Below are 21,235 nucleotides of genomic sequence, written 5' to 3'. Positions count from 1 at the left end.
CGGGATCTGCGTGTTTCGTCTCGCTTCGCTCGCTCAACGACCGGATCCGGCGCTCCCGGTCGTTGAGCGAGCGACGAACGTGGTCGTTGAGCGAGCTTGCGAGTCGAAACGCAGAGACCGAACGCCTCGGGCCGACGGGCGGACTCAGATGAGGGAGAGCTCGCGCAGCTTGATCTCGACGTCGGCGTTCGACGGCTCGACGTGGTGCGAGGCATCCGGGTATACGACGACGGGGATGTTGGTGCGTCCGGAGATCTCGCGGGCGACGTCCGCGGCGGCGGGGTCGACGACGAGGTCCACGTAGGTGTACGAGATGCCGAGGTCGTCGAGCTGCTTCTTGGTGCGGATGCAGTCGCGGCACCAGTCCGCGCCGAACATGGTGATGGTCGAGGGGGAGGTCATCCTTCTATTCTCACCCGCGAATCCTGGACGGGCGCCGGGCGTGGGGCGCCGGGCGGACGTGCTACCAGACCGTCGGCTTCGGCGGCTGGTAGGCCCACACGTCGAAGAACGTCGTGAGGTCCTGACCCGAGATCTCCTCGGACAGCGCGATGAAGTCGGCCGTCGTCGCGGTTCCGCCGCCGAAGCGTGCGACCCACTCCTGGGCGATGCCGAAGAACACCTCGTCGCCGACCTCCACCCGCAGCGCGTGGAGAAGAGCTGCACCGCGGTTGTACACCGGCGTGCCGAAGAGCCCGAGCGGGCCGGGATCGGCCAGCACCGTGTTCCAGGCCGACTGCGACGGCGAGTTCATCAGGTTCGAGAACCGCGTGGCCGCCGTCGTGCCGCCGTTGTGCTCGGTCCACATCCACTCGGAGTAGGTCGCCCAGCCCTCGTTGAGCCAGATGTCGGCCCAGCGACCGGGGCTGACCTGGTTGCCCATCCACTGGTGCGCGAGCTCGTGGGCGACGGTGCTCAGACCGGCAGAGCCCGAGAAGAACGACCGGGTCTGGGTCTCGAGGGCGTACGACACCGAGTCGTTGTCGACGATGGCGCCGTACGAGACGAACGGGTAGTCGCCGTAGAGGCCTTCGAAGAAGGTGAGCATGTCACCCGTGCGCGCGAGGTTGGCGTACTGGGCCGGGGTACGCGAGACGTCGATCGCGTCGATGATCGGCGTGCCGTTGGGCGCCGTGTACTGCTCGAGCCGGAAGTTCCCGATCGTCGAGGTGGCGAGGTACGACGCCATCGGGTCGGGCGCGTCCCACGTCCAGGTCGTCTTCCCGTCGGCGGTCTCCGCGCCCTCGAGCAGCCCGTTGGCCACCGCGGTCAGCCCCTCGGGGACGGTGATCTCGAACGAGTAGGTCGCCTTGTCCGTGGGGTGGTCGTTCACCGGGAACCACGTCGACGAGCCGTCGGGCTCGCTCACCACCATGGCCCCGTCGCGGGTCGTGACCCAGCCGTAGAGCGCGTCCTCGATGTCTCTGGGGCGCGTGGTCGTCCCGCCGTACGTGATGACCACGCTCGCGGGCTGGCCGGTCTTGAGCTTCGGGCGCGGCGTGACGACGAGCTCGCCGCTCTGCTGCGCGAACGCGGTGGGCTTGCCGTTCACGACCACCGACGACACGGTGAGGTTGCGGAGGTCGAGGTTGAAGCGGTCGAGGTCGGCCGTGGCCACGATGTCGAGTGTCGCCACCGCCGCCAGCTCGCCCTCGAGCGGCGCGGGATCCGCCGCGGGCGGCGTGTAGTCGAGGTCGAGGGCGTAGTGCGTGACATCGATGCCGCCGTTGCCGGAGACCGGGAAGTACGGGTCCCCGATGCCGTCGGCACCGGGAGCGTACCGCTCCGCCGGGCGGGGAGCGGCAGCCGTCGCAGCGGTCGAGCCCGCCAGCGAGGCGACGAGAACTCCGGCGGCGAGAGCGCCGGCGACGACCGACCTCGCTGTCTTCGACGACGGTGTGCGGTGGAGCAGACGAGTGGGCACGGCATCCTCCCCAGGGTGCGACAGCGGGCGTTGTCACGCTAGCTTCCTCGTGTTTCCCTCGCGTGTCGAGGATGCGTCGCACGGATCTTGGGCGGCGGGCGGCGGCATCCGTCGCCAGAAGTTTGGAAGCCGTTCAGCGGTGCATGGCAGGATGGCGGCGATGCAGCTGTCGATCATCGTCCCGACGTACAACGAGGCTCCGAACGTGGCGGAGCTCGTTCGCCGTGTCGTCGCGGCGCTCGAGGCGGTGCCGGGCGGCATCGACGCCGAGATCGTCTTCGTGGACGACAGCACGGATGCCACGCCCGACGTGATCCGCGAGGTGGCGGCGTCAGCCCCGCTCCCGGTGCGCCTGCTGCACCGCGAGAAGGCCGTCGGCGGGCTCGGCGGGGCCGTGCTCGAGGGCTTCGCGGCGGCGGAGTCGGACGCGTGCCTCGTCATCGACGGCGATCTGCAGCATCCGCCCGAGAAGATCCCCGAGCTGTGGCGCGTCTTCTCGCGAGGCGATGTCGACGTCGTCATCGCCTCGCGCTACGCCGGCGGCGGCACGGCGCACGGCCTCGCCGATCGCACGCGCGTGATGGTGTCGAAGGCGTCGACGGCCGTGACCCGCGCGATGTTCCCGATCCGGCTGCGCGATGTGACCGACCCGATGACAGGGTTCTTCCTCATCGACCGCCGCAGCGTCGACCAGGCGCTCCTGCGGCCGCGCGGCTTCAAGATCCTGCTCGAGATCCTCGCGCGCCGGCCGATGCGCGTCGCCGAGGTGCCGTTCGACTTCGCCGACCGCCACGCCGGCGAGTCGAAGGCGTCGGTACGGCAGGGCCTGCACTTCCTCACCCAGCTCACCGCGCTGCGCTTCGGCAAGATGTCGCTGTTCGCGGTGATCGGCGGTCTCGGCGCGGTCGCGAACGTCGCGATCGTGTGGGCGCTCACCCAGCTCGGGGTGGACTACATCATCGCCGCCATCATCGCCGCCGAGGTGACGATCATCGGCAACTTCCTCCTGCAGGAGCGCTTCGTCTTCGACGACATGCGCGAGAGCGCGTCGGGTGTCTGGCAGCGCTTCGGCAAGTCGTTCGCGTTCAACAATGCCGAGGCGCTGGTGCGCATCCCGATCGTGGCGGTGATGGTGTCGACCGGCCACATCTCCGCCGTGGTGGCGACGGCGATCACCCTCGTGCTGGCGTTCTTCGTGCGCTTCCTGTTCCACTCCCTCGTCGTCTACGCGCCCCGCAAGCCCGGTGTCGAGCCGTCACGTGCGCGCCGTCTCGTCGAGGAGATCGACCAGGAGGTCATGCAGCCCGGCGAGCTGTAGAACAGCGGATGCCGCGGCTCCGGTCCGCCGGTCGTGCCCGCTGCTCAGCCATGCGAGACGGCGAGCCCACCGGGGAGCACCTCGTCATGGGCATGCAACGTTGCCATGAGCTCGAGGGCGTGACGCAGCGCGGTGCTGGATGTGTGCACCGTGTAGGGGAAATAGACGACCTCGACGCCCACCTCGGCGAACTCCCGTTCCAACTGGGCGCCCTTTTCGGTGCCGCGCCAGTCGTCGCCCTTGAAGAAGTGGGTGAAGTGCAGCTGTCGCCACGTCTCGAGCTTGTCTGGAACGTTCTCGATATGGACGCTGTCGACGTACGTGATGCTCCGGACGATCTCGACGCGTTCGGCGGTCGGGATGATCGGATCGACCTGCTTCACGAGCCGGAGCATCTCGTCGCTGACGACACCCGCGATGAGGAAGTCGCAGTTCTCCTTGGCATGCCGAAGGATGTTGAGGTGTCCGACGTGAAAGAGGTCGAATGCCCCAGCGGCATAGCCGACGCGTACAGCCATGATTCCCCCATGTGAATCCCGCGATGTTCCACACACCGGGTCTGTACGCCGAACCCTACAGCAGACCTGACCGCACCGACAGAGCCGAGCCTCCGCGGTGCGCGCCGCGTGGATGGGGCGATCACCGCCTAGGTGTGAATGGCTAGGGCGTCAGTTGGGGATCGAGGACCGCCGTGACCGCTGCCGCGAGAGCCTGATAGCCCGCCGCGTTGGGGTGCACCCCGTCTGCGGAGACGAGGTCGGCCCTGCCGAACAGCGGTTGGCCGGAGTCGAGATAGACGACATGATTCTCGAGCGCCGCCGCTTGGAGCGCCTGGGCGAGCTCGCCCGCCAGCCGCGGCGGTGGATCGTCGTCGAACCAGGGAGCCATCACGAAGATCTTGGCGTCCGGGTAACGGTCGCGGAGCTCGCCGAACAGCGCGTCGGCGGCAGCGGCGACGTCGGCTGTCGGGAGCCCGACGTCGTTGCGCCCTCCGGCGACGACGATGTACGTCGGCGAGCCGATGATCTCGTCGATCGTCTGGCCGTACGTCCCGCAGTACGGGCGCCCGCAGCCGTTCTCGTCAGAGGTCTTGACGTAGCCCGTTCCCCCCAGGCCAAGGTTGTCGACGTCCCATCCGTGCGTGTCCCCGACCAGGGTCGGCCATCGAACACCGCCGCCACCCGCTCCCTGCGTGTAGGAGTCGCCGATGAAGACGGCCTGCGGCATGGGCGCGGGGATCGTCGGGGTCGCGGCATCACCAGGAGGCGTGTACTGCGGAATCTTGCCGCGCGCGGCGCCTCCACCGCCCAGGAACGCGGCGATGACGATGACGGCGACGACCACGAGCGTGAGCGCCCACAGCGGCATTCCGCCGACATCTCTACCGAGCATTCGCATGGCTGTCCCCCGGAGACAGACCCGGCCTGGTTCGGGTACCGGCCGACGAGGAGATCCTACCGAAAATCGGTAACGATCTCGCGACATCTGCCGTGTCGCCGTGGCGCTGGTTTCTGAGAATCGCCTAATATACGCGCTCTCGATTAGGAGCGGCACCCGTCCCGCGGCTAACGTGACGTATTCGTCTGGGGGATCGCGCCGCGATGGGGGTCGTAGCGCAGCCCGCCCCGATCAACCACGAAGGACAAGAGTCACCCGTGACATTTCGCCATGCCCCGAAACTCCGAACATCCCCACGTCACCGCCTCAGAGACCAGCCCGCAACGGCCCAGCCTCGCGGCCTCGCGCGCCGCGTGAAGGCACTGGGCGGCTTCGTCATCGCCGCGATGGTGGCGGGCGCGATCATCCCGCTCACCACGGGCGCGGACACCGCCACCGCTGCGGATCAGGTCGTCCTCACCGCCACTGACACGGCCTGGACGACGACACGCCAGCCGACCGTGCCCCAGTCCGGTCTGCTGAGCGCGACCGCGACCTCCGACCGCACCTACCTCAAGTTCGACGGCGACGCGCTCGCGGGACGCCAGGTCACGTCCGCGACGCTCGTGGTGAAGGTGAACAGCACCACGGCCACCGCGCCCGGACTCGTCGCCTACCCCACCTCCGCCTCGTGGAAGTCCACCTCGCTGACCCACGACAACCAGCCGGGCACGACGGGATCCGCGGTCTCGCAGCCCAGTGCGGCCGCGGCGAACGGGCAGACGCTCCGCATCCCGCTCGACGTCCGCTCCGTCGCCACCACCGGTGACTTCGCGCTGGCACTGAACTACAGCCAGCGGTACATTCAGCTTCGGATGGAGCGCTTCAACAGCGACGTACCGCGCATCGAGGTGAGCACCGCGCCGGTGTCCACGACGCCCACGCCGGCGCCTTCCCCGACGACGCCTGCTGAGACCCCCGCCGACGGCCCGCTCGTCTTCGCGCACTACTTCGTGCCGTATCCGCTGTCGATCGACAACAAGACCGAGTCGACCGACTACTACACCCGCAACTACCTCAGCCCGGATGGCGAGAGCGGCAAGTTCGCATCCGTGGGTGGTCTGCTGCGCGACCGACCGATCTCGCCCGGAGTGTCGACCTCGACGAACTGGCGAGTGGACAACTTCGCCACGGAGGTCCGGCAGGCCAAGTCCGCCGGCATCGACGGCTTCACGCTCAACCTGATGAGCTCGAGCGGCCAGAACTGGGATGCCTCCGTCAACGTCATGAAGGCAGCCGCGCAGGTCGGCGGGTTCGCTGTCGTGCCGATGGTCGACGGTTCCTCGAGCTTCTCCTCGAACACTCCCGAGACGGCAGCCTCGCTGCTCAGCCAGCTCTACCAGGTCGGCTCCGCCTACAAGGAGGACGGCGAGTACGTGCTGTCCAGCTTCAAGGCGGAAGGCGCTTCGGTCTCGTGGTGGACACAGGTCATCAACCTGCTGGAGACCAAGTACGGGCTCCCCATCTCGTTCCAGGCCGTGTTCAACAACGCGAGCGACGCCAACCTCAAGGCCTACGCGCCCATCGCCGACGGCTTCGGCAACTGGGGCACGCGTACGGAGCGCACGACGCTGAACAGCGCGGACAACGTGGCACGTGCCCACGCCCTCGGCAAGACGTGGATGGCGCCGGTCGCGGTCCAGGACGTCCGCTACAGGTCGCTGTCGTGGGCTGAGGCGAACAACACCGCCTCCGTGCGAGCGCAGTGGAACAGGGCGATCTCTCAGAAGGCCGACTACGTGCAGCTCGTGACCTGGAACGACTACAGCGAGTCGACTCAGATCGCGCCGTCCCAGGACCACGGCTCGGCGTTCCTGGATCTGACGCGGTACTACACCTCGTGGTTCCACACGGGCTCGCAGCCGGCGATCACATCGGATGCCATCGTGCTCACCCACCGCACGCAGTTCGTGGATGCGAGGCCGTCGTACTCCCAGTCGCTGATGGGCGCCCCTGCGCTCGACGGCACCTCGACGCCGGCGCGCGACACGGTCGAGGCCCTCGTGTGGCTGCCTTCCGCGGCGACGGTGCAGATCACCGTCGGCGGTACGACCACGAGCTTCTCGGCGCCGGCGGGAGTCTCCGCCTACACCGTGCCGCTGAAGCTGGGCACCGTGTCGGCGAAGATCGTCCGGTCGGGTGTGACGGCGGAGTCCGTCACCTCCCCGCACCAGGTCGTTTCGACGCCGTACGTGCAGGACCTGCAGTACTACGCGGTCAGCAGCTGGTAAGACCGGCGGTTCATCGCGGGACGAGGTGCTCGAGGATCTCCTCGAGCACCTCGTCCATCTTTCCCGCGCTCCTTGCATAGACCCGGCGCGAGTGCTTCCACGGATCCTCGATGTCGTCATGCTCCGTCGAGGCACCCGCCAGGCCACGCGACTGCTGGGCGAGGGTTACCAGAGCAGGCAGGTCTGCACCCCCGTTCCCCGATGAAGGGCGGTCGCGCAGGAGACGCGCGAACTGCAGGACGGTGAACGTCCGCGTCGCCGTGGACGGCATGTGCCGGACGATGAGTCCCCGATGCTCCCGTGACGCGGTGAGCACGACGTCGGCCCGTGCCACCATCCCCTCCGTCAGCGCCCGCGCCCGGAATTCCGACGCGTCGATTCCCCTGTTCTGGAGGCGCTCGAGCAGATAGCTGCTCATGGGGTGGCCGATGAGCGGCGCGACACCCGCTGACGTCAGCCGGATGACCGGACCATCCGCGGACGCGAGGGCTGCCCGCAGCCCCCACTCGAGGTACGGAGACCGGCACACGTTTCCCGTGCAGACGAAGAGGATCGACCCCCGCCCGTCGCTCATCGCGTCAGGTCTCGCGTTGCGATTCGACCGCGCTGAGCGGGGGGAAGTGGGCAGACGACGCCGAGCGGCGCCTTCCCGCCCGCTGATCGGACCCTTCGGCCGCCGGCCGGTCGCCTGGGACGGCCGGGACGGCCGGCTCGTGCTCGCCGGGATGCAGATCAGCCGACTTCCGCGGTGGGGCTGTCGTGCCGATGACGGGGCTACCGTCCGCGGCGCCGGCATGCGGTGGCGCCTCCGACGGTGCGTTCGTGGCGTCTTCCTCGGTCGGGCGCACCGGCGCCTTGGCGGGCGCGTAGTCGTAGCGGCGGTCTTCTCGTGTCCGGGACATGTTGAACACGGCCCCCTCGACCGATGTTCCCAGGGAGGTCAAGCGGTCCAGCGCGCGACGCAGTTCACGCACGCGGAGCACGCGGGCGCCGATGACCAGGATGACGCCGCCGAGCAGTCGCGCGACCACGGCACCGTCCGGCACGGGGTTGATGGGCGGGCAGTCGATGATGGTGACATCGAAGCGTTCGCGGATCCGCTGCAGTGCGGCGCTCGCCGTGGTCGACTCCAGCAGTTCGCTCGGGTTGGGCGGCCGGGAGCCGGCGAGGAGGACTTTGAGGTCGTCGGGGCCCCAGCTCACGATCGCGTCCTCCAGCGCGACGTCGCCGGTGAGCACGTCGGTGAACCCGGAGTACTCCGGAAGATCGAGCAGGCCGCCCAGAGTCGGTCGGCGCAGGTCGGCCTCCACGAGGCAGACCGCGAGACCCGACGCGGCGAGCGCCGCGGCGATGTTGGCCGCCGTTGCGCTCTTGCCCTCGCCCGGGCGCGCCGACGTGATCGAGAAGACCTTGTGGACTTCGCCGGGCTGGAGGAATCGCAGATTGGCGCGCAGCTGCCGGTACTCCTCGCCGCGGCGGGACCCGGTCTTGATGACGGCGATGGGATCCCGCTGCGCGCGGCGGTCGAACGAGATGACCCCCAGCACCGGCAGCCCGGTGAGCTCCGCGACCTGCTCCTTGTCGCGGACGCGGGCATCGACGACGCCCCGGAGCACGACGAAGACCGTCGCGGCGACGAGGCCGGCGAGCAGACCCGTGAGCATCAGCAGGGGGACATTGGGTGACGACGGCGCCGTCGGAGGTTTCGCCGACTCGATCACCTGCAGCCGGACGGGGGACTGGCCGTCCACACGCGGCGTGAGTGACGGAACGACCTCCGCGAGGAACTTCGACACCGAGTTGGCGATGGCGGCCGCCCGAGCGGGCGACTCGTCCGTCGCCGAGATGGTGATGACACTCGTGTTCAAGGGCACCGACGTGGAGACCTGCCGGCGCAGTTGCGAGATCGTGACGTCGAGATCGAGGGAATCGATGACGGGGGCGAGCACCACCTCGCGGGTTGCGACCGCGCTGAAATTGCGAGCCTGCAGCTGCGAGAAGTTCGACGATTGCGCGAGCTCCCCGGTGCTCGCTCCGCCGGTGACGGTGACGAACACGTCCGCGCTCGCGGTGTACTCGCGGGGAGTGGACACGACCAGCAGCCACCCCGCGAGCACGCCGAGCAGTATGCACGATACGACGACCGCCCAGTGATGGCGGATGAGCCGCAGCAGACTTCTGGTATCCATACCCTCGTCCGATCACGCCGAGGGGCAGAACGAACCGAAATTCTCCCCAATCCCCTTATAATGCTATATCTCTCGGACTGAGCGCTCAGCCCTTCCGAAATCCTCGTGGACGGCGCCGATGACGCGAACCGATCAGCTGTCGCATTCCCGCCCGCGCCGCGAGGGATCCTACGGCACGCGAGTCGCCTACCGCGCTCCCGATGCGGCAGGGGACGAGGAGCTCCGACGAGGGTTGCGCATCCTCCTCCTCGTCACATCCCTGGCGGTCCTGTCGGTCGGAATCCCGGCATTCCTGATCGCTGATGTCTCGGACCTGCCGCGCAGTGACGCCTGGGTCGTCACCCTCGTACTCCTGGTCTGGGCCGGCATCCGCCTCTCGCTGCTCTGGGTGCGCGGAACGCCGAGGCTGTTCGACTTCTTCTTCTGGCTGTTCGTCTACATCTTCATGGGCATCGCTCCGACCGCCCAGATCCTGTCCGGACTCACGTCGACGACGACGCCCGGAGTCGACACCGGGCTCGACATGCCGACGACGGGGGTCGTCGTGCTCGGCGTCTTCTGCTACGAGGTGGGACGCCTGCTGTTCATGCTGCGGGAGGGGCGTCGTCGGACGGCGGGGCGGCCACTCGTCGTGCGTTCGGTCAGCAGCTGGCGCACCGTCGCGCTCTTCGTCATCTCCCTCGCCCTGAGCGGCTATGTCCTGTGGAGGCTCGGTGCGATCGCCCTGCTCGGAAGCCGGGATGCGGCGGCCGCGGCGCGTGCCGCCGCCTGGCCGGACCCCGCAGTCCGAAGCCTCGTCTTCGCGAGCGGGATCTACCCGATGCTGGTCGCGGTCGGCGCGATGGCCCAGCTGCGTCGCACCGCGAGCAGCGCCCAGAGTCGTCGGCTGGCGCTGGTCGGAGCTCTCACGGGAGCGGCGATCCTCCTCCTCATCGTCAATCCGATCACGAGTGCGAGGTACTCCTTCGGGACCGTCGTGTTCGCCCTGGCGGTCTACGCCGGTGCCGTCCGGACGCGCCGACGGGCGCGGATCACGATGCTCGCGGCGATCGCCGGATTCCTGCTCGTCTTCCCGATCGCCGATGCATTCCGCCGCGTGGGTGCCGCGACAGGCACCCGGTCCGGGTTCTTCGACGAGTACCTGTCCAATCCGGATTACGACGCGTTCTGGCAGGTCGCCAATGCGCTGTCCTACTGGGTGGACGGTCTCGTCGCACCGATGAACCAGTTCGCCGGCAGCGCCCTTTTCTGGGTCCCTCGTGCCCTCTGGCCGAACAAGCCCACCGATACGGGCATCCTCCTGGCCGAGTACCGGGGATACACCTTCGACAATCTGTCGGCGCCGACATGGGCCGAGGCGCTGGTGAACGGCGGCATCATCGCCGTCGTGGTCGGCTTCCTTCTCCTCGGACTGGTGCTTCGGGTGATGGACAGCCGGATCGTGCCGGCCCTCCGAGTCGGTGGGGTCTGGGCGATCGTCGGCGCCATCCTCCCCGTATTCATGACGATCCTCTTGCGCGGATCGCTGCTGCAGGCGACCGGTGCACTGTTCCTCACCGTCCTCTGCATCTTGGTGGTCGTCGGTAGCCGGGGACCCGCCGAGGCAGGTCCCGACCCCGGCCCACCACCACAGCCCACGCCGGATGCGGCCGTCACGGGATCACCCCCGGCGTCGATCCGCAGTGCGCCGGAGCCTCCGTGAGGGCCCGCTGCTCCTACCGGTAGAGACGCTCGAGACGCTCGGCGATGACAGCCATGCTGCGCTCTGAGCGCACGGCATCCCGACCCCGTGCGCCCATGGCAGCGGCGCGCTCCGGATCCGCGACCAGGGTCCGCAGCGCAGCGGCGAGGCTCTCGACGGTGTGGTCCGTCACGATGCCCGCGTCGTGCTCACGGACGAACGGAGCCAGTCCGCAGGTGTCGGTGACGACGACCGGCAGTCCGACCGACATCGCCTCCAGCACCGACATCGGGTAAGGCTCGTCGACACTCGGCAGAACGTACAGCGTGGCCTGCCGCATCCGCTCCGCCGCGCCACTCATGCCGACGGGACCCTCCCACGCGATGCGATCGGCCGCTCCGGAAGAGGCGATCGCGCTCAGTACCGACGCACCCTCGCCCTCATCCGGTCCGACGAGCGCGAAGTCGGCGTCGGGGAACTCGGATGCCACGCGCGCCGCGGCCTCGACGAACACGACCGGGTGCTTGCGGGATGCGAGGCGGGCAAGGTAAAGCACCCTCGCCGGGCCTGCCGCTGCTGCCGCTGCCTCGAGCGGAACCCCGTTGGGCAGCTCTTCCAGGCGAGCCTCACCGTGCGAGACGACCTCCAACGACGCGCGCTCCCGCGAGGTCAGGTAGGTGACGATCCGGGCCCGTCGCAGCACGGGCCGGGTCAGCGCCAGATCGAGGGGAACGGCCAGCAGATGGCTCGTCTCATCGATCATGCCGTGTGTCTGCACGACGATCGGCACCGCGCGCCGGAGCGCGATGAGCGCCGAAGGAAGCGTCACGAGGTCGCGCGCAGCGTGCACGTGCACGACGTCGAACTCCCGGGCATGGCGGTGGACGGCTCTCCACAGCTCCGGGGAGCCGAGCCCCGCGAACCCGGTCCGGGGCAGGAGGGTGCGGGCGGGAAAGAGCTTGACCGGCACGCCCTCGATCTCGGTCGGGACGTTCCCCTCGAACCCGCGGTGCGTCCCGGCGAGCACCACCTGATGCCCGCGGTCCTGGAGTGCGCGAAGCTGATTGACCGCGACCCGGGTCGGCCCGCCGTACTCGCCCGACGGGCTCAGCAGCGTGACCACACCGAGGATCTTCACGCGGTCGGCTCCACCGGGTCGCGGACGGATGCGCGCGGGGCGAGGACGACGGAATCCGGCGGCACGTCCGATGTGACCAGCGCCGTAGCGCCGACGACCGCATCCCGGCCCACCCTCACGCCGCGCAGGATCGTCGCCCGCGCCGCGATCCACACCCCGTCCTCGATCGTGATCGGCGCGTTGTCGAACTCGAACGTCGGGGAGCGTCGGTCGTGGCTGCCTGTGCAGAGGAAGACGCCCTGTGAGACGCAGACGTCATCGCCGATCGTCACCGGCTCGAGATTGAGGATCCACACGCGTTCGCCGATCCACGAGTCGTCGCCGATCGTGAGCTTCCACGGCCAGTGGACGCGAACGCCGGAACGGAGGTTCACGCCCTCGCCGATGCGGGCGCCGAAAGCTCTCAGTACCCTGACGCGAACCGTGGCCGGCACGAACCAGGGCATCACGAGAAGGCTGGAGGCGAGCTGCCATGCCGCCTGCCAGGCGATGCCGCGCCCCTTGTCGTAGCCGGCGCCCGTGAAACCGGCAAGACTGCGTCGTCCCCCCATGGGCGACATCCTAGCCACGCGTGATTTCCGCGGGCCAGCGGCTATGATCACTCGCACGCACCTCGCGGACCGCTCACTGCTGTCGCGGTCGATCACACCGCCGAGGGAGGGCCGGGTGACAGGGTCCGATCGACTGCGAGCGGTGTGGGTGAGCGGCGCCTTCGGGTTCGGCGACGATCTGGCCTATTTCCGCGAGGTCCTCGGGCAGTTCGCCCGAAGATTCCCGGATGCCGCCATCCTCGTGAGAGAGGGCTATCCACTCGAGCGATACCCGGAGCTTCCGCTCGCTCCGGACCTGCGCTTCTGGGTGCGCGGACGCGACCGCCGGGTGGGGGAGTTCACGTACACGGGCAACCTCCGCGTACCGACGCCGCGAGCGGTCTGGCGGATGCTGCGGCGTCCGACCGATGTCGTCATCGTCGTCGAGTTCACCCCCACGGCACTCATCTCGGCCGCCACGGCGCACCTCCGGCGACGTCGGGTGGTGCAGCTGATCGAATCCGAGCCGTCGTTCCGCGGCGGCGCGGAGGGCCGACTCGCCACGATGGTGAAGCGGATCTTCGCGCGTCGGTCGCACATCGTGCTGGTGAGCAACGAGCGGACCGCGCGGTACGCGCGGGAGCGCCTGGGCATCCGCGCCGGGCGGTTGCGCGTCGGGCCGTATCTCACGTCCCAGCCGGCGGAGGATCCGCCGCCGGCTTTCGACGACGGCGGCCCCGTGCGCTTCCTGTTCCTGAACAGCCTTCAGCGCAGGAAGGGGCTCCACCTCCTCCTGGCCGCCCTCGCCGTCCTCCCCGAGCTCGGACGCGAGTGGACGCTGGATGTCGTCGGGGACGGACCTGAGCGCGCGGCGCTCGAACGGCAGGTCGTCGACCTGGGGCTGGTCGAGAGGGTCCACTTCCACGGGCGAAGGGCGCACGACGAGGTGGCTGCGGACTACGCTCGCGCGCACGTCGTCATCTGTCCGACGCAGGGGGACTACCGCTCGCTCGCGGGCTTCGAGGCCGTCAACGCGCGGCGTCCCGTGGTGCTGTCGACGCGGGACGGCGCCGCCGAGGAGATCATCGCGTCGGGAGCTGCCGCCGTCGCGGTCGATCCCGTGGACCCGCGAGCGCTCGCCGAGGCGCTTGCGACCTTCCTTCGGGACGACGCGCACCTCGCGGAGCAGCTGGCGATCGCGGCCGCGCCGCCGGATCGATTCAGCGTCGAGGCCGTCGGCGCCAATCTTGAAGCCGCGGTTCGAGCGGCGGCGAGATGAGCCCCCGTGCGCGGCTGCCCCGTCCGCTGACCGTCGCGCAGATCCTCTCGAGCGCCGCAGGGGCGCTGCCCATGCTGATCGCTGCGGTCCGCATGGATCCAGCAGCGTTCACCTCGTTCTCGATCATCACGCTGGCCGGTGCGCTCGCCGTCGCGGGATCCCGGGCGGCACTCTTCCAGCCGGCGCTCATCTTCCAGCGAGTCGACGCGCATGCGCTCGTGCCCGCGCGGTACATGCTCGTCGCCTCATCGCTGTCGGCTCTCGCGGTGGGGGCGATCGCGATCAGCTCGGGCGGGGCCGCTGCCGGCGAGGCCGTGATCATCGGTGTGGCCGGCGCCGTTCCGGTGTTCTACGACTGGGTCCGATATCGCGCCATCGGCTCGAGCCGCCGATGGGCCGTCGCAGCCGGCGACGCCGTGCGCGTGACCCTCGTCTCGGCGACGGCGCTGCCGGTCCTCGCCGCCACGCCGCTGTCGTTCATGCTCGCGATCGGTGTGTCGTGCGCGATCGCGGCTGCCGTGGTGCTCCCGCAGGTCCCGCTGCGCGTGGGGGTCTACCCCTACCGCAGCTACCGGTCCTCCGCTGCCTGGCAGACGCTCGACTTCGTCGTCGGGCAGTTCATCGTCTCGGTGCCCCTCTTCGTGCTCGCCGGCGCCGGCGCGAACGACCTCATCGGCGGAGTCCGGCTCGCGCAGACCCTGCTCGGACCGCTGAATCTGGCGTTCGCGGCGACGACGACGAACATCGTCGCCGACGGTGCCACGCATGTCGACTACCGGCAGGCGTCGGCGATCATCGCACGCGGCTGGCGCGCCAGCATCCGGCTCGGGCTCCTCGCGACCGCCGGTGTCGCGTTCCTCGTCGGCGTCGTCTGGTTCACCGGCTGGGCTCCCGCGGGTGTCGAACGCGCGGACCTCCTGCTCGGCCTCGTCCTGATCGGCGCGTCGACGATCCTCACGGGGTGGGCGGGCATCCACGGCATCGTGCTGCGCGTGCTCGATCACCAATCCGCGGTGACTCTGGTCCGCATCGGCATCGCCGCGGCCACGACAGCGGGGTTCCTGATCGGCTACGGGCTCGGCGGCGACGAGTGGAGTCTCGTGCTCGGTTTCGCCGCGAACGCGATCTCGGCACCGCTCCTGTTCCTCCCCGTCGCGCTGTTCTACTACCGACGGGACACACGGGAGGCGCCGTAGCCTCTCCGTCGGTCAGCTCGTGCGCTTCAGCACCCTGAACCACTTGAAGAGCAGAGCCACCGTGATGAGAGCGGTCAAGCCTCCGAGGGCGGCATAGACGACGAAGAAGATCTGCGATGCCCCCCACAGGAGGAAGGCGAGGGCGAGGACCCCGTAGTCGGCGGGGAGCAAGCCGACCGCGCGGATCGCCGAGGGTGACCTCGGCGGCTCGGCGGAGTGTGGCCGAGTGCGGCGGAGCAGCTCGAAGATCGTCATTCCCGAGAAGAGCACGACCGCGACGAGCATGTAGGCCAGCGGGATCAGCAGCCACGGCCCCGTCAGGAGCCCTTGCGTCGCTGCCGCGACGAGCACCGCGGCGTGGACGGCGACCATCTTGCCGGAATCGACGACGTGGTCGAGCCATTCGCCCGCGAGGCTGCCGCGCCCGGTCAATCGCGCGACCTGCCCGTCCGCGGAGTCCAGGGCGAATCCGAGCACCAGGAGGACCGCGACAGCCAGACCGGTGATCCAGCCGGCGGGGCTCAGCACCAGCACGATCAGGCCCACGGCGGTGAAGAGCGCCGAGACGGCGGTCACGCCGTTGGGGGAGACCCCGGTGGAAGCGGCTGTCGCCGCCAGGAGCCGTCCGACGGGACGGTTGATGTACCGCGAATACAGCGAGACTCCCACTCGGCTCTTCTGCGAGCTCGACAAGGAATCCATGGCTTCGCGAAAGCTCAGGCCGGACATTTCCCCCACTGTCCCCGCACCGTCTGGCACGAGTATCGGAATCCACCCTGCCGCCTGACGCGTCGTCGTGTAAACTCCACGGTCAAGCGTACTGGCAAGTTGCACCCGACGATGATGCCGAAATCGCAGCGACAGCACGTGTGCCCGCGGACGGGAGCCTGTGGGCAACCGGTGATCCACTGGGGAGGTGCGGCACCGGTCTCGAATTCTGGGAATCGGGGTTGACGTGCGTACTCGCATTTTCGCGAGCCTCGCCGCTGTTGCGGCGCTCGTGATCGGATTGATCGCTGTACCACCTGCCGAAGAGGCGAAGGCCCTCTCGCCTGATCTGCCGTTCAGCGCCGATGCGCTGCCGACGTGGCAGACGAACGGCGTCGTCTGGCAGGTGGCGATATCCCGCGGCAGGGCGGTGGTCGGGGGAACCTTCAGCCAGATCCGCCCGGGCGCAGGACAGGCGGGCGCTGCGAGAAGTCTGCAGAGCCTGGCCATTCTGAACGCCGCGACAGGGGAGCCGGACGCATGTCAGCTGCCGGTCGCCTTCAGCGGCGGTACGGCCGCGGTGTACGCGGTGAAGGCGGCACCCGACGGCAATACGGTCTTCATCGGCGGCCAGTTCACGAGCGTCGGCGGCGTCGCGGTGAGCCGGCTCGCGGAGATCAATGTCGCCACCTGCGCCGTCACACCGTTCCGCGTGAACGGCATCTCGAGCTACGTGCTCGAGATCGAGCCCTCCAACGAGTTCGTCTACTTCGGCGGCGTCTTCCAGACGGTCGGCGGGCAGTCAAGGCGCAGCTTCGCGAAGGTCAATCGAGCCGGTGTCCTGCAGACGCAGTTCGTCGCCAACGCCTCCGGCGTGACGGAGGAGCTGTACAGCAACATCGTCGTGCCCAACAAGAATGCACGCGGGGATGCGCTCCAGCTCTCCCCGGACGGCACCAGGCTCGCGATCGGGGGGGACTGGTTCGACATCAACGGATCGGCGTCTCACAGCTTCGCCGTCGTGGATTCGACGACGGGAGCGGTGGTGCGGACGTGGCCGGCCAGCACGGTCGGCAACACCTCGCGGACGAAGATGATCAGCTCCGACGGCACGCGCTTCTTCGTGGCGCAGGAGGGATTCGCCGGGTTCGACGGCGCTCTCGCCTACAACTGGTCCGATTACAGCCAGGCATGGCGCGACAATTGCGCCGGCGCCACGCAGGCCATCGTGCCCTACCAGGGCCTGCTGTTCGAGGCGCACCATCGCCATGACTGCGGGGCGATGGGGATGTTCCCCGACGGCCGACGCACGTTCCTCTCGGTGAGCCGCGCCACTGACCCGACGCAGCTGCAGATCGGCTGGCTTCCGGAGCTGAACGACGGCACCGGCGAGGGCATCGGCCCGCGCTCGATCGCGATCGGTGCGGGCACGAACGGCACGCCGTACTTGTGGGTCGGCGGCGAGTTCACCCGCGTCAACGGCGCCAACCAGCAGGGGGTGACGCGGTTCAGTCCGACGGATACCGGCGCCCCGCCGGTCCCGGCGCTCGCCGCACGCGCCATCACGCCGAACGCCGTCCAGGTCAATATCCGCGGCGTCTATGATCCGGATGACTCGGACATCACGTACGCCGTCTACCGCGGGAACAACACGACGACCCCCGTCTGGACCGGAGTGGCGCAGTCGAAGCACTGGTATCGCTTCCAGTCGACGTTCGTCGACACGAACGTCACACCCGGAACGAGCTACACCTATCGTGTGCGGGCGATCGACCGGGCGAACAACCAAAGCGCACTGTCGGGGACGGCGACGGTGACGGCATCGGCGACAGGCTCCGTCTACGCCTCCACGGTCATCGCGGATCAGCCGCGGCTCTTCTACCGCTACGACGACACGGCGAACGCCCAGTGGGTCGTGGACAGCGCCGGCCCGACGCTCGTCGGGCTCAACGGCCTCGCGCAGAACGGTGTGAACCGCACCGCCGCCGGTGCGATCCCCAACGACGTCAGCCGTAGTGCGACGTTCACCGACACACAGCCGAGCGGGCTTCCTCAGTACATCTGGAACGATGTCATCGCGCCCGGACCGACCGTGTACTCGGTGGAGACGTGGTTCCGCACGACGTCGACCACGGGTGGGGCGCTTGCCAACTACGGGTCTTCGACGGGTCGTCCTCGTACGGACGACGGCACGGATCGCGTCAGCGGCACGGTCGATCGCGTCGTGTACATGGAGAACGGGACCGGGTTCCTCCGGTTCGGCGTGCGCGCCGGCTTCGGCACGACCACGCTGCGGAGCCTCGCGGCGGTCAACGACGGCCAGTGGCACCACGTGATCGGCACCCAGGGTCCGGGCGGCATGCAACTGTACGTCGACGGTGTCCTCCAGGCGCAGAACGCCACGACGGGCAGCGGCACGTACAACGGCACGTGGCACGTCGGCGGCGACAGCCTCAACGGCTACCCGAGTGCGGGCAACACCTTGGTCAACCGCTACTTCGACGGTCAGCTGGACGAGACGGCGGTGTACTACCAGGCGCTGTCGCCACAGCAGGTGCAGAACCACTTCAACGTCGGCACGGGCTTCGTCGACACGCTGGTTCCGAGCACGCCTCAAGGTGTTGCCGCGTCGTTCGACGGAGCAAACGTCGACGTGACATGGACCGCCTCGACCGACAACGTCGGCGTCGCGGGTTACCGGGTCTATCGCGGGACGGCCGCCGGGTTCACCCCCGCGGCCGACACTCTCCGTGGGACGGTCGCCGGCACGACGTTCGAAGACATCGCACCGCCTCCTGGCACCTTCTATTACAAGGTCGTCGCCTTCGACGGCGCCAACAACGCGAGCGCGGCCTCCGCGGCCTCCGCTCCCGTCACCGTCGTTGACGGTGTGGCGCCGAGCGTCCCGACGGGAGTGAACGCCGTGGCGGCGGGACAGGCGGCCGACGTCTCGTGGACGGCCTCGACCGACAACGCCGGGGTGACAGGGTACGCCCTCTACCGAGGGTCGGATGCCGGGTTCGTGCCGAGCATGGAGACGCTCATCCAGCCGAACATCGTCGGCACCTCGTATCACGACGCGCCGCTCTCCGAGGGCACGTGGTACTACAAGGTCACCGCTCGCGACGCCGCCGGGAACGTCTCCGGTGCGTCGAGCGCGGCATCCGTCGTCATCGTGGCTCCCGACAGCACGCCGCCGAGCGTGCCCGGGGGACTGACGGCCGCCGTCGAAGGCGCCAACAACGTCACCCTGAACTGGAGTGCCTCGACGGACAACGTCGGCGTCACCGGGTACCTCGTCTACCGAGGCACGACGGCGGGCTTCACTGCGAACGACGCTTCTCGGATCGGCGACGTGGTGGAGACGACCTTCACCGACAGCGCTCGACCGCAGGGCACGTGGTTCTACAAGGTGGCCGCGAGGGATGGATCGTCCAACGTGAGCGCGGCCTCGGCCGCCGCGAGCGCCACGGTGACCACTCCACCCGCTCCACCCACGACGCAGACGATCGTGACGACCGCCGACTCGATGGCCGCGGCCATCAACCCGACGTTCGCCTATGGGGTCACCAACCAGATATCGTCGCGCTTCAACACGACGATCGAGTCCTTCCTGCGGTTCGACCTGCCGGCGGCGCCGGCCGGGCAGGTGCTCACCTCGGCGACGATCTCGCTGCGGACGTCCAACGATTCGACAGCCGGATCGACCGACATCCACGAGTTCCGGCTTGTCAGCGGCACGTGGCAGGAGGGCACGATCACCTGGAACAACCGTCCGACCACCGTCGGGACGGCGGTCCTCGGGCAGCTCACGGGAGCGACGGCGCTGAACAGCCCGTACATCGCCAACCTCTCCGCTGCCGACCTCGGACCGCTCGCCGGCACATCGATCACGCTGCGACTGTCCAGTGCGGCCGGCAGCGACAACGTGCGGCTGTGGTCGCGTGAGGCGACGTCACCGGATTATCGGCCCACCCTCACGCTCACGTACACGACACCCTGAGCGGGGGAGAGGCCGACGGCGGAGCGCGCCCTCCGCCGCCGGCCCGGCCGCCGTCCGCTCTCACGGGCGGCGGCCGGTGAAGGATGCCGCGTCCGGGTTCATCCGCAGTCAGTGGTGGAAGACCGGGCGGTGTCTGCGGCTCCGCGAACCGGTGAGCGCGCCGGCCGACGCGCGGCGGCCCGACACCATCGCAGCCTCGATCGTCGCCTCGAAGGAGGCGACCGCGGTGTCGACGCCGAGATGCACATCCCGATAGCTCTCTGCCGCGAGGCCGAACGCCCGCGCGGCCGCGGGATCAGCCGCGAGCCGCTCGGCGGCGTCGACCAGTGCGCCCGGGTCGCCCGCAGGGACGCACGGGCCGGCTCCGGCGGCGCAGACCTCGTCGTGCGTGATGCTGGATGGGTCGACCGCCGCGATCACCGGAAGCCCTGTGGCGAAGTACGTCGTCAGCTTGCTCGGGACGGCCATCTCTGTGAGACCCGGCCGCTCGTTGACGAGGAGGATGTCGGCCGAGGCGAGCGCACGCTCGAAGGCGCCGTCGGGCAGCGGATCGAGGAACTGCAGTCGAGAGCAGGCGTCCATCGCCTCGAGGGCGGGGCGCTGGTTCCCGTCGCCCAGCAGGACGAACTTCACATGGGATCCGCGGCGAGCGGCTTCGAGGGAGGCATGGACGACGTTCTCGAGCCCCTGCTTCGCTCCGATGTTGCCCGCATGCAGGACGATGACGTCATCGTCCGCCCAGCCGAGCTCACGGCGAAGCACGCTGTCTCGTCCGGTGCCGTCCGTCCTCACGTGCGACCAGTTCCGCACGACGTCCACGGGCGTGGCCACCGACAGGTCCTCCTGGAGCACCCTGCGGAATCGGTTATGGATCGCCACGACCCGGTCGGCGGAGTTCACCAGCCCGCGCTCGAGCGCGGCGATCCCCGCCGCGCCATGCGACACGGCACCCGTCTCCCGCGCGCCGAGCGTATAGATGTCCTGTACCCACACGATCGTCGGTATGCCCGTCAGTGCGGCGCGGACGCCGGCCAGCCGGGACGCGATCATCGCGGGGCTGACGAGGACCACGGCATCCGGGCGGTGCCACCGGGCGAGGGTGGCTCTGAGCCCGAAGGTCAATTCCGAGAGCGCCCGATCGACCATGGTGTGGCGTCGAGGCACGTAGTGGCGCAGTCGCGTGACGTCGACCAGATCCCGCGTCTCGGTGCGAGTCCAGCCGCCGTAGCCGTCCTGGACCTTCCACCATGGATAGTGCGGATGCGTGGTGATGACCCCGACTCCCCATCCGCGCGCCGCCAGGGCGCACGCCATGCCCTCCGTATACGGCGCGATGCCCGTCGGTTCGGGTGCGTAGTTGATGCCGACGAAGAGCACCCGCCGCGCGGTTCGACGCCTCGTCGCACCCCCCGCCGAGATGGTCGCATCCGTCGCCGCGGTTCGCACCGGTGTCGCAGTCTCCGGCGACGTCGATACACGTGATCGGGCGCCGAGACGCCATTCCCCAGCCATCTTTCCTCCCAGCGGACGCGCGACGACATCGTCACGACGCATCCCGGAGAGCGCTCCCCAGCGCGGTCCATTCGGCCGTCGGTTTCGGG

The 21,235-nt window shown here is 69.1% G+C and carries 16 protein-coding genes; 6 read left to right on the top strand and 10 right to left on the bottom strand.

The genetic code is table 11. The annotated features are described in order from the left end of the window. Positions 1-144 precede the first annotated feature (144 nt). Both B1729_RS07335 and B1729_RS07330 read right to left on the bottom strand, forming a co-directional pair. On the bottom strand, positions 145-402 hold the full coding sequence (locus B1729_RS07335; protein ID WP_163616575.1) for a glutaredoxin domain-containing protein: 258 nt from the start codon (positions 400-402) through the stop codon (positions 145-147). 61 nt (positions 403-463) lie between these two features. After that, positions 464-1,924: a M1 family metallopeptidase gene (locus B1729_RS07330; RefSeq protein WP_239539491.1), complete on the bottom strand. Its 1,461-nt coding sequence runs from the start codon at positions 1,922-1,924 to the stop codon at positions 464-466. A 160-nt stretch (positions 1,925-2,084) separates the two neighbouring features. On the opposite strand from B1729_RS07330, the gene B1729_RS07325 reads away from it, so the two are divergent. Further along, positions 2,085-3,242 (top strand): glycosyltransferase family 2 protein, encoded by a 1,158-nt coding sequence (locus B1729_RS07325; protein WP_163631650.1) that lies wholly within the window; start codon positions 2,085-2,087, stop codon positions 3,240-3,242. A gap of 44 nt (positions 3,243-3,286) precedes the next feature. Here the strand turns inward: B1729_RS07325 and B1729_RS07320 are convergent, their stop codons facing one another. Together B1729_RS07320 and B1729_RS07315 are read right to left on the bottom strand one after the other, a co-directional pair. Next, a complete protein-coding gene (locus tag B1729_RS07320) occupies positions 3,287-3,760 on the bottom strand; it encodes an adenylyltransferase/cytidyltransferase family protein (RefSeq protein ID WP_163631647.1) in 474 nt (157 codons plus the stop codon). 142 nt (positions 3,761-3,902) lie between these two features. Then, the gene (locus B1729_RS07315) at positions 3,903-4,634 is read right to left on the bottom strand and encodes an SGNH/GDSL hydrolase family protein (RefSeq protein ID WP_163631644.1); all 732 of its coding nucleotides are present in this window, start codon (positions 4,632-4,634) and stop codon (positions 3,903-3,905) included. A gap of 359 nt (positions 4,635-4,993) precedes the next feature. On the opposite strand from B1729_RS07315, the gene B1729_RS07310 reads away from it, so the two are divergent. Further along, positions 4,994-6,910, top strand: coding sequence for an endo-1,3-alpha-glucanase family glycosylhydrolase (locus tag B1729_RS07310; RefSeq protein WP_163631641.1), 1,917 nt, complete (start codon positions 4,994-4,996; stop codon positions 6,908-6,910). A gap of 10 nt (positions 6,911-6,920) precedes the next feature. On the opposite strand, the gene B1729_RS07305 is transcribed toward B1729_RS07310, so the two are convergent. Beyond that, complete coding sequence (locus B1729_RS07305; protein ID WP_163631639.1) at positions 6,921-7,484, bottom strand: hypothetical protein; 564 nt, start codon at positions 7,482-7,484, stop codon at positions 6,921-6,923. 4 nt (positions 7,485-7,488) lie between these two features. Further along, entirely contained in the window at positions 7,489-9,099 is a 1,611-nt protein-coding gene (locus B1729_RS07300) for a polysaccharide biosynthesis tyrosine autokinase (protein WP_163631636.1), read from the bottom strand. 118 nt (positions 9,100-9,217) lie between these two features. Between B1729_RS07300 and B1729_RS07295 the strand changes: the two genes are divergently transcribed. Continuing rightward, positions 9,218-10,801, top strand: a complete 1,584-nt coding sequence (locus B1729_RS07295) for a hypothetical protein (protein ID WP_163616590.1) — start codon at positions 9,218-9,220, stop codon at positions 10,799-10,801. A gap of 13 nt (positions 10,802-10,814) precedes the next feature. Here the strand turns inward: B1729_RS07295 and B1729_RS07290 are convergent, their stop codons facing one another. Beyond that, entirely contained in the window at positions 10,815-11,918 is a 1,104-nt protein-coding gene (locus B1729_RS07290; protein WP_163616592.1) for a glycosyltransferase, read from the bottom strand. Continuing rightward, the gene (locus tag B1729_RS07285; RefSeq protein ID WP_163631635.1) at positions 11,915-12,469 is read right to left on the bottom strand and encodes a DapH/DapD/GlmU-related protein; all 555 of its coding nucleotides are present in this window, start codon (positions 12,467-12,469) and stop codon (positions 11,915-11,917) included. Before B1729_RS07285 ends, B1729_RS07290 begins: the two co-directional genes overlap by 4 nt. A 115-nt stretch (positions 12,470-12,584) precedes the next feature. Between B1729_RS07285 and B1729_RS07280 the strand changes: the two genes are divergently transcribed. After that, positions 12,585-13,727, top strand: coding sequence for a glycosyltransferase family 4 protein (locus B1729_RS07280; RefSeq protein WP_163631632.1), 1,143 nt, complete (start codon positions 12,585-12,587; stop codon positions 13,725-13,727). After that, positions 13,724-14,923 (top strand): hypothetical protein, encoded by a 1,200-nt coding sequence (locus B1729_RS07275; protein ID WP_163616598.1) that lies wholly within the window; start codon positions 13,724-13,726, stop codon positions 14,921-14,923. Before B1729_RS07280 ends, B1729_RS07275 begins: the two co-directional genes overlap by 4 nt. Before the next feature lie 12 nt (positions 14,924-14,935). On the opposite strand, the gene B1729_RS07270 is transcribed toward B1729_RS07275, so the two are convergent. Further along, a complete protein-coding gene (locus B1729_RS07270) occupies positions 14,936-15,625 on the bottom strand; it encodes a CDP-alcohol phosphatidyltransferase family protein (RefSeq protein ID WP_163616600.1) in 690 nt (229 codons plus the stop codon). Positions 15,626-15,878: 253 nt separating this feature from the next. Here B1729_RS07270 and B1729_RS07265 point away from each other — a divergent pair, with 253 nt between their 5' ends. Further along, positions 15,879-19,634 (top strand): LamG-like jellyroll fold domain-containing protein, encoded by a 3,756-nt coding sequence (locus tag B1729_RS07265; RefSeq protein WP_163631629.1) that lies wholly within the window; start codon positions 15,879-15,881, stop codon positions 19,632-19,634. Positions 19,635-19,742: 108 nt separating this feature from the next. Here the strand turns inward: B1729_RS07265 and B1729_RS07260 are convergent, their stop codons facing one another. Beyond that, positions 19,743-21,080 carry a glycosyltransferase gene (locus B1729_RS07260; protein ID WP_239539489.1) on the bottom strand — a complete coding sequence of 446 codons (1,338 nt, stop codon included), beginning with the start codon at positions 21,078-21,080 and terminating at the stop codon, positions 19,743-19,745. Positions 21,081-21,235 lie beyond the last annotated feature (155 nt).

The organism is Microbacterium sp. B35-04, from assembly GCF_010634885.1.
Classification (GTDB): Bacteria; Actinomycetota; Actinomycetes; order Actinomycetales; family Microbacteriaceae; genus Microbacterium.
Note: the sequence above shows the minus strand (reverse complement) of the source record. Positions and strands in the feature narration are given on the sequence as shown.

What these genes read in the sequence shown, in the direction of transcription:
- B1729_RS07335 (WP_163616575.1), bottom strand. Translation starts at nt 402, where the DNA reads ATGACCTCCCCCTCGACCATCACCATGTTCGGCGCGGACTGGTGCCGC.
- B1729_RS07325 (WP_163631650.1), top strand. Translation starts at nt 2,085, where the DNA reads ATGCAGCTGTCGATCATCGTCCCGACGTACAACGAGGCTCCGAACGTG.
- B1729_RS07275 (WP_163616598.1), top strand. Translation starts at nt 13,724, where the DNA reads ATGAGCCCCCGTGCGCGGCTGCCCCGTCCGCTGACCGTCGCGCAGATC.
- B1729_RS07320 (WP_163631647.1), bottom strand. Translation starts at nt 3,760, where the DNA reads ATGGCTGTACGCGTCGGCTATGCCGCTGGGGCATTCGACCTCTTTCAC.
- B1729_RS07300 (WP_163631636.1), bottom strand. Translation starts at nt 9,099, where the DNA reads ATGGATACCAGAAGTCTGCTGCGGCTCATCCGCCATCACTGGGCGGTC.
- B1729_RS07315 (WP_163631644.1), bottom strand. Translation starts at nt 4,634, where the DNA reads ATGCTCGGTAGAGATGTCGGCGGAATGCCGCTGTGGGCGCTCACGCTC.
- B1729_RS07270 (WP_163616600.1), bottom strand. Translation starts at nt 15,625, where the DNA reads ATGGATTCCTTGTCGAGCTCGCAGAAGAGCCGAGTGGGAGTCTCGCTG.
- B1729_RS07285 (WP_163631635.1), bottom strand. Translation starts at nt 12,469, where the DNA reads ATGGGGGGACGACGCAGTCTTGCCGGTTTCACGGGCGCCGGCTACGAC.
- B1729_RS07295 (WP_163616590.1), top strand. Translation starts at nt 9,218, where the DNA reads ATGACGCGAACCGATCAGCTGTCGCATTCCCGCCCGCGCCGCGAGGGA.
- B1729_RS07305 (WP_163631639.1), bottom strand. Translation starts at nt 7,484, where the DNA reads ATGAGCGACGGGCGGGGGTCGATCCTCTTCGTCTGCACGGGAAACGTG.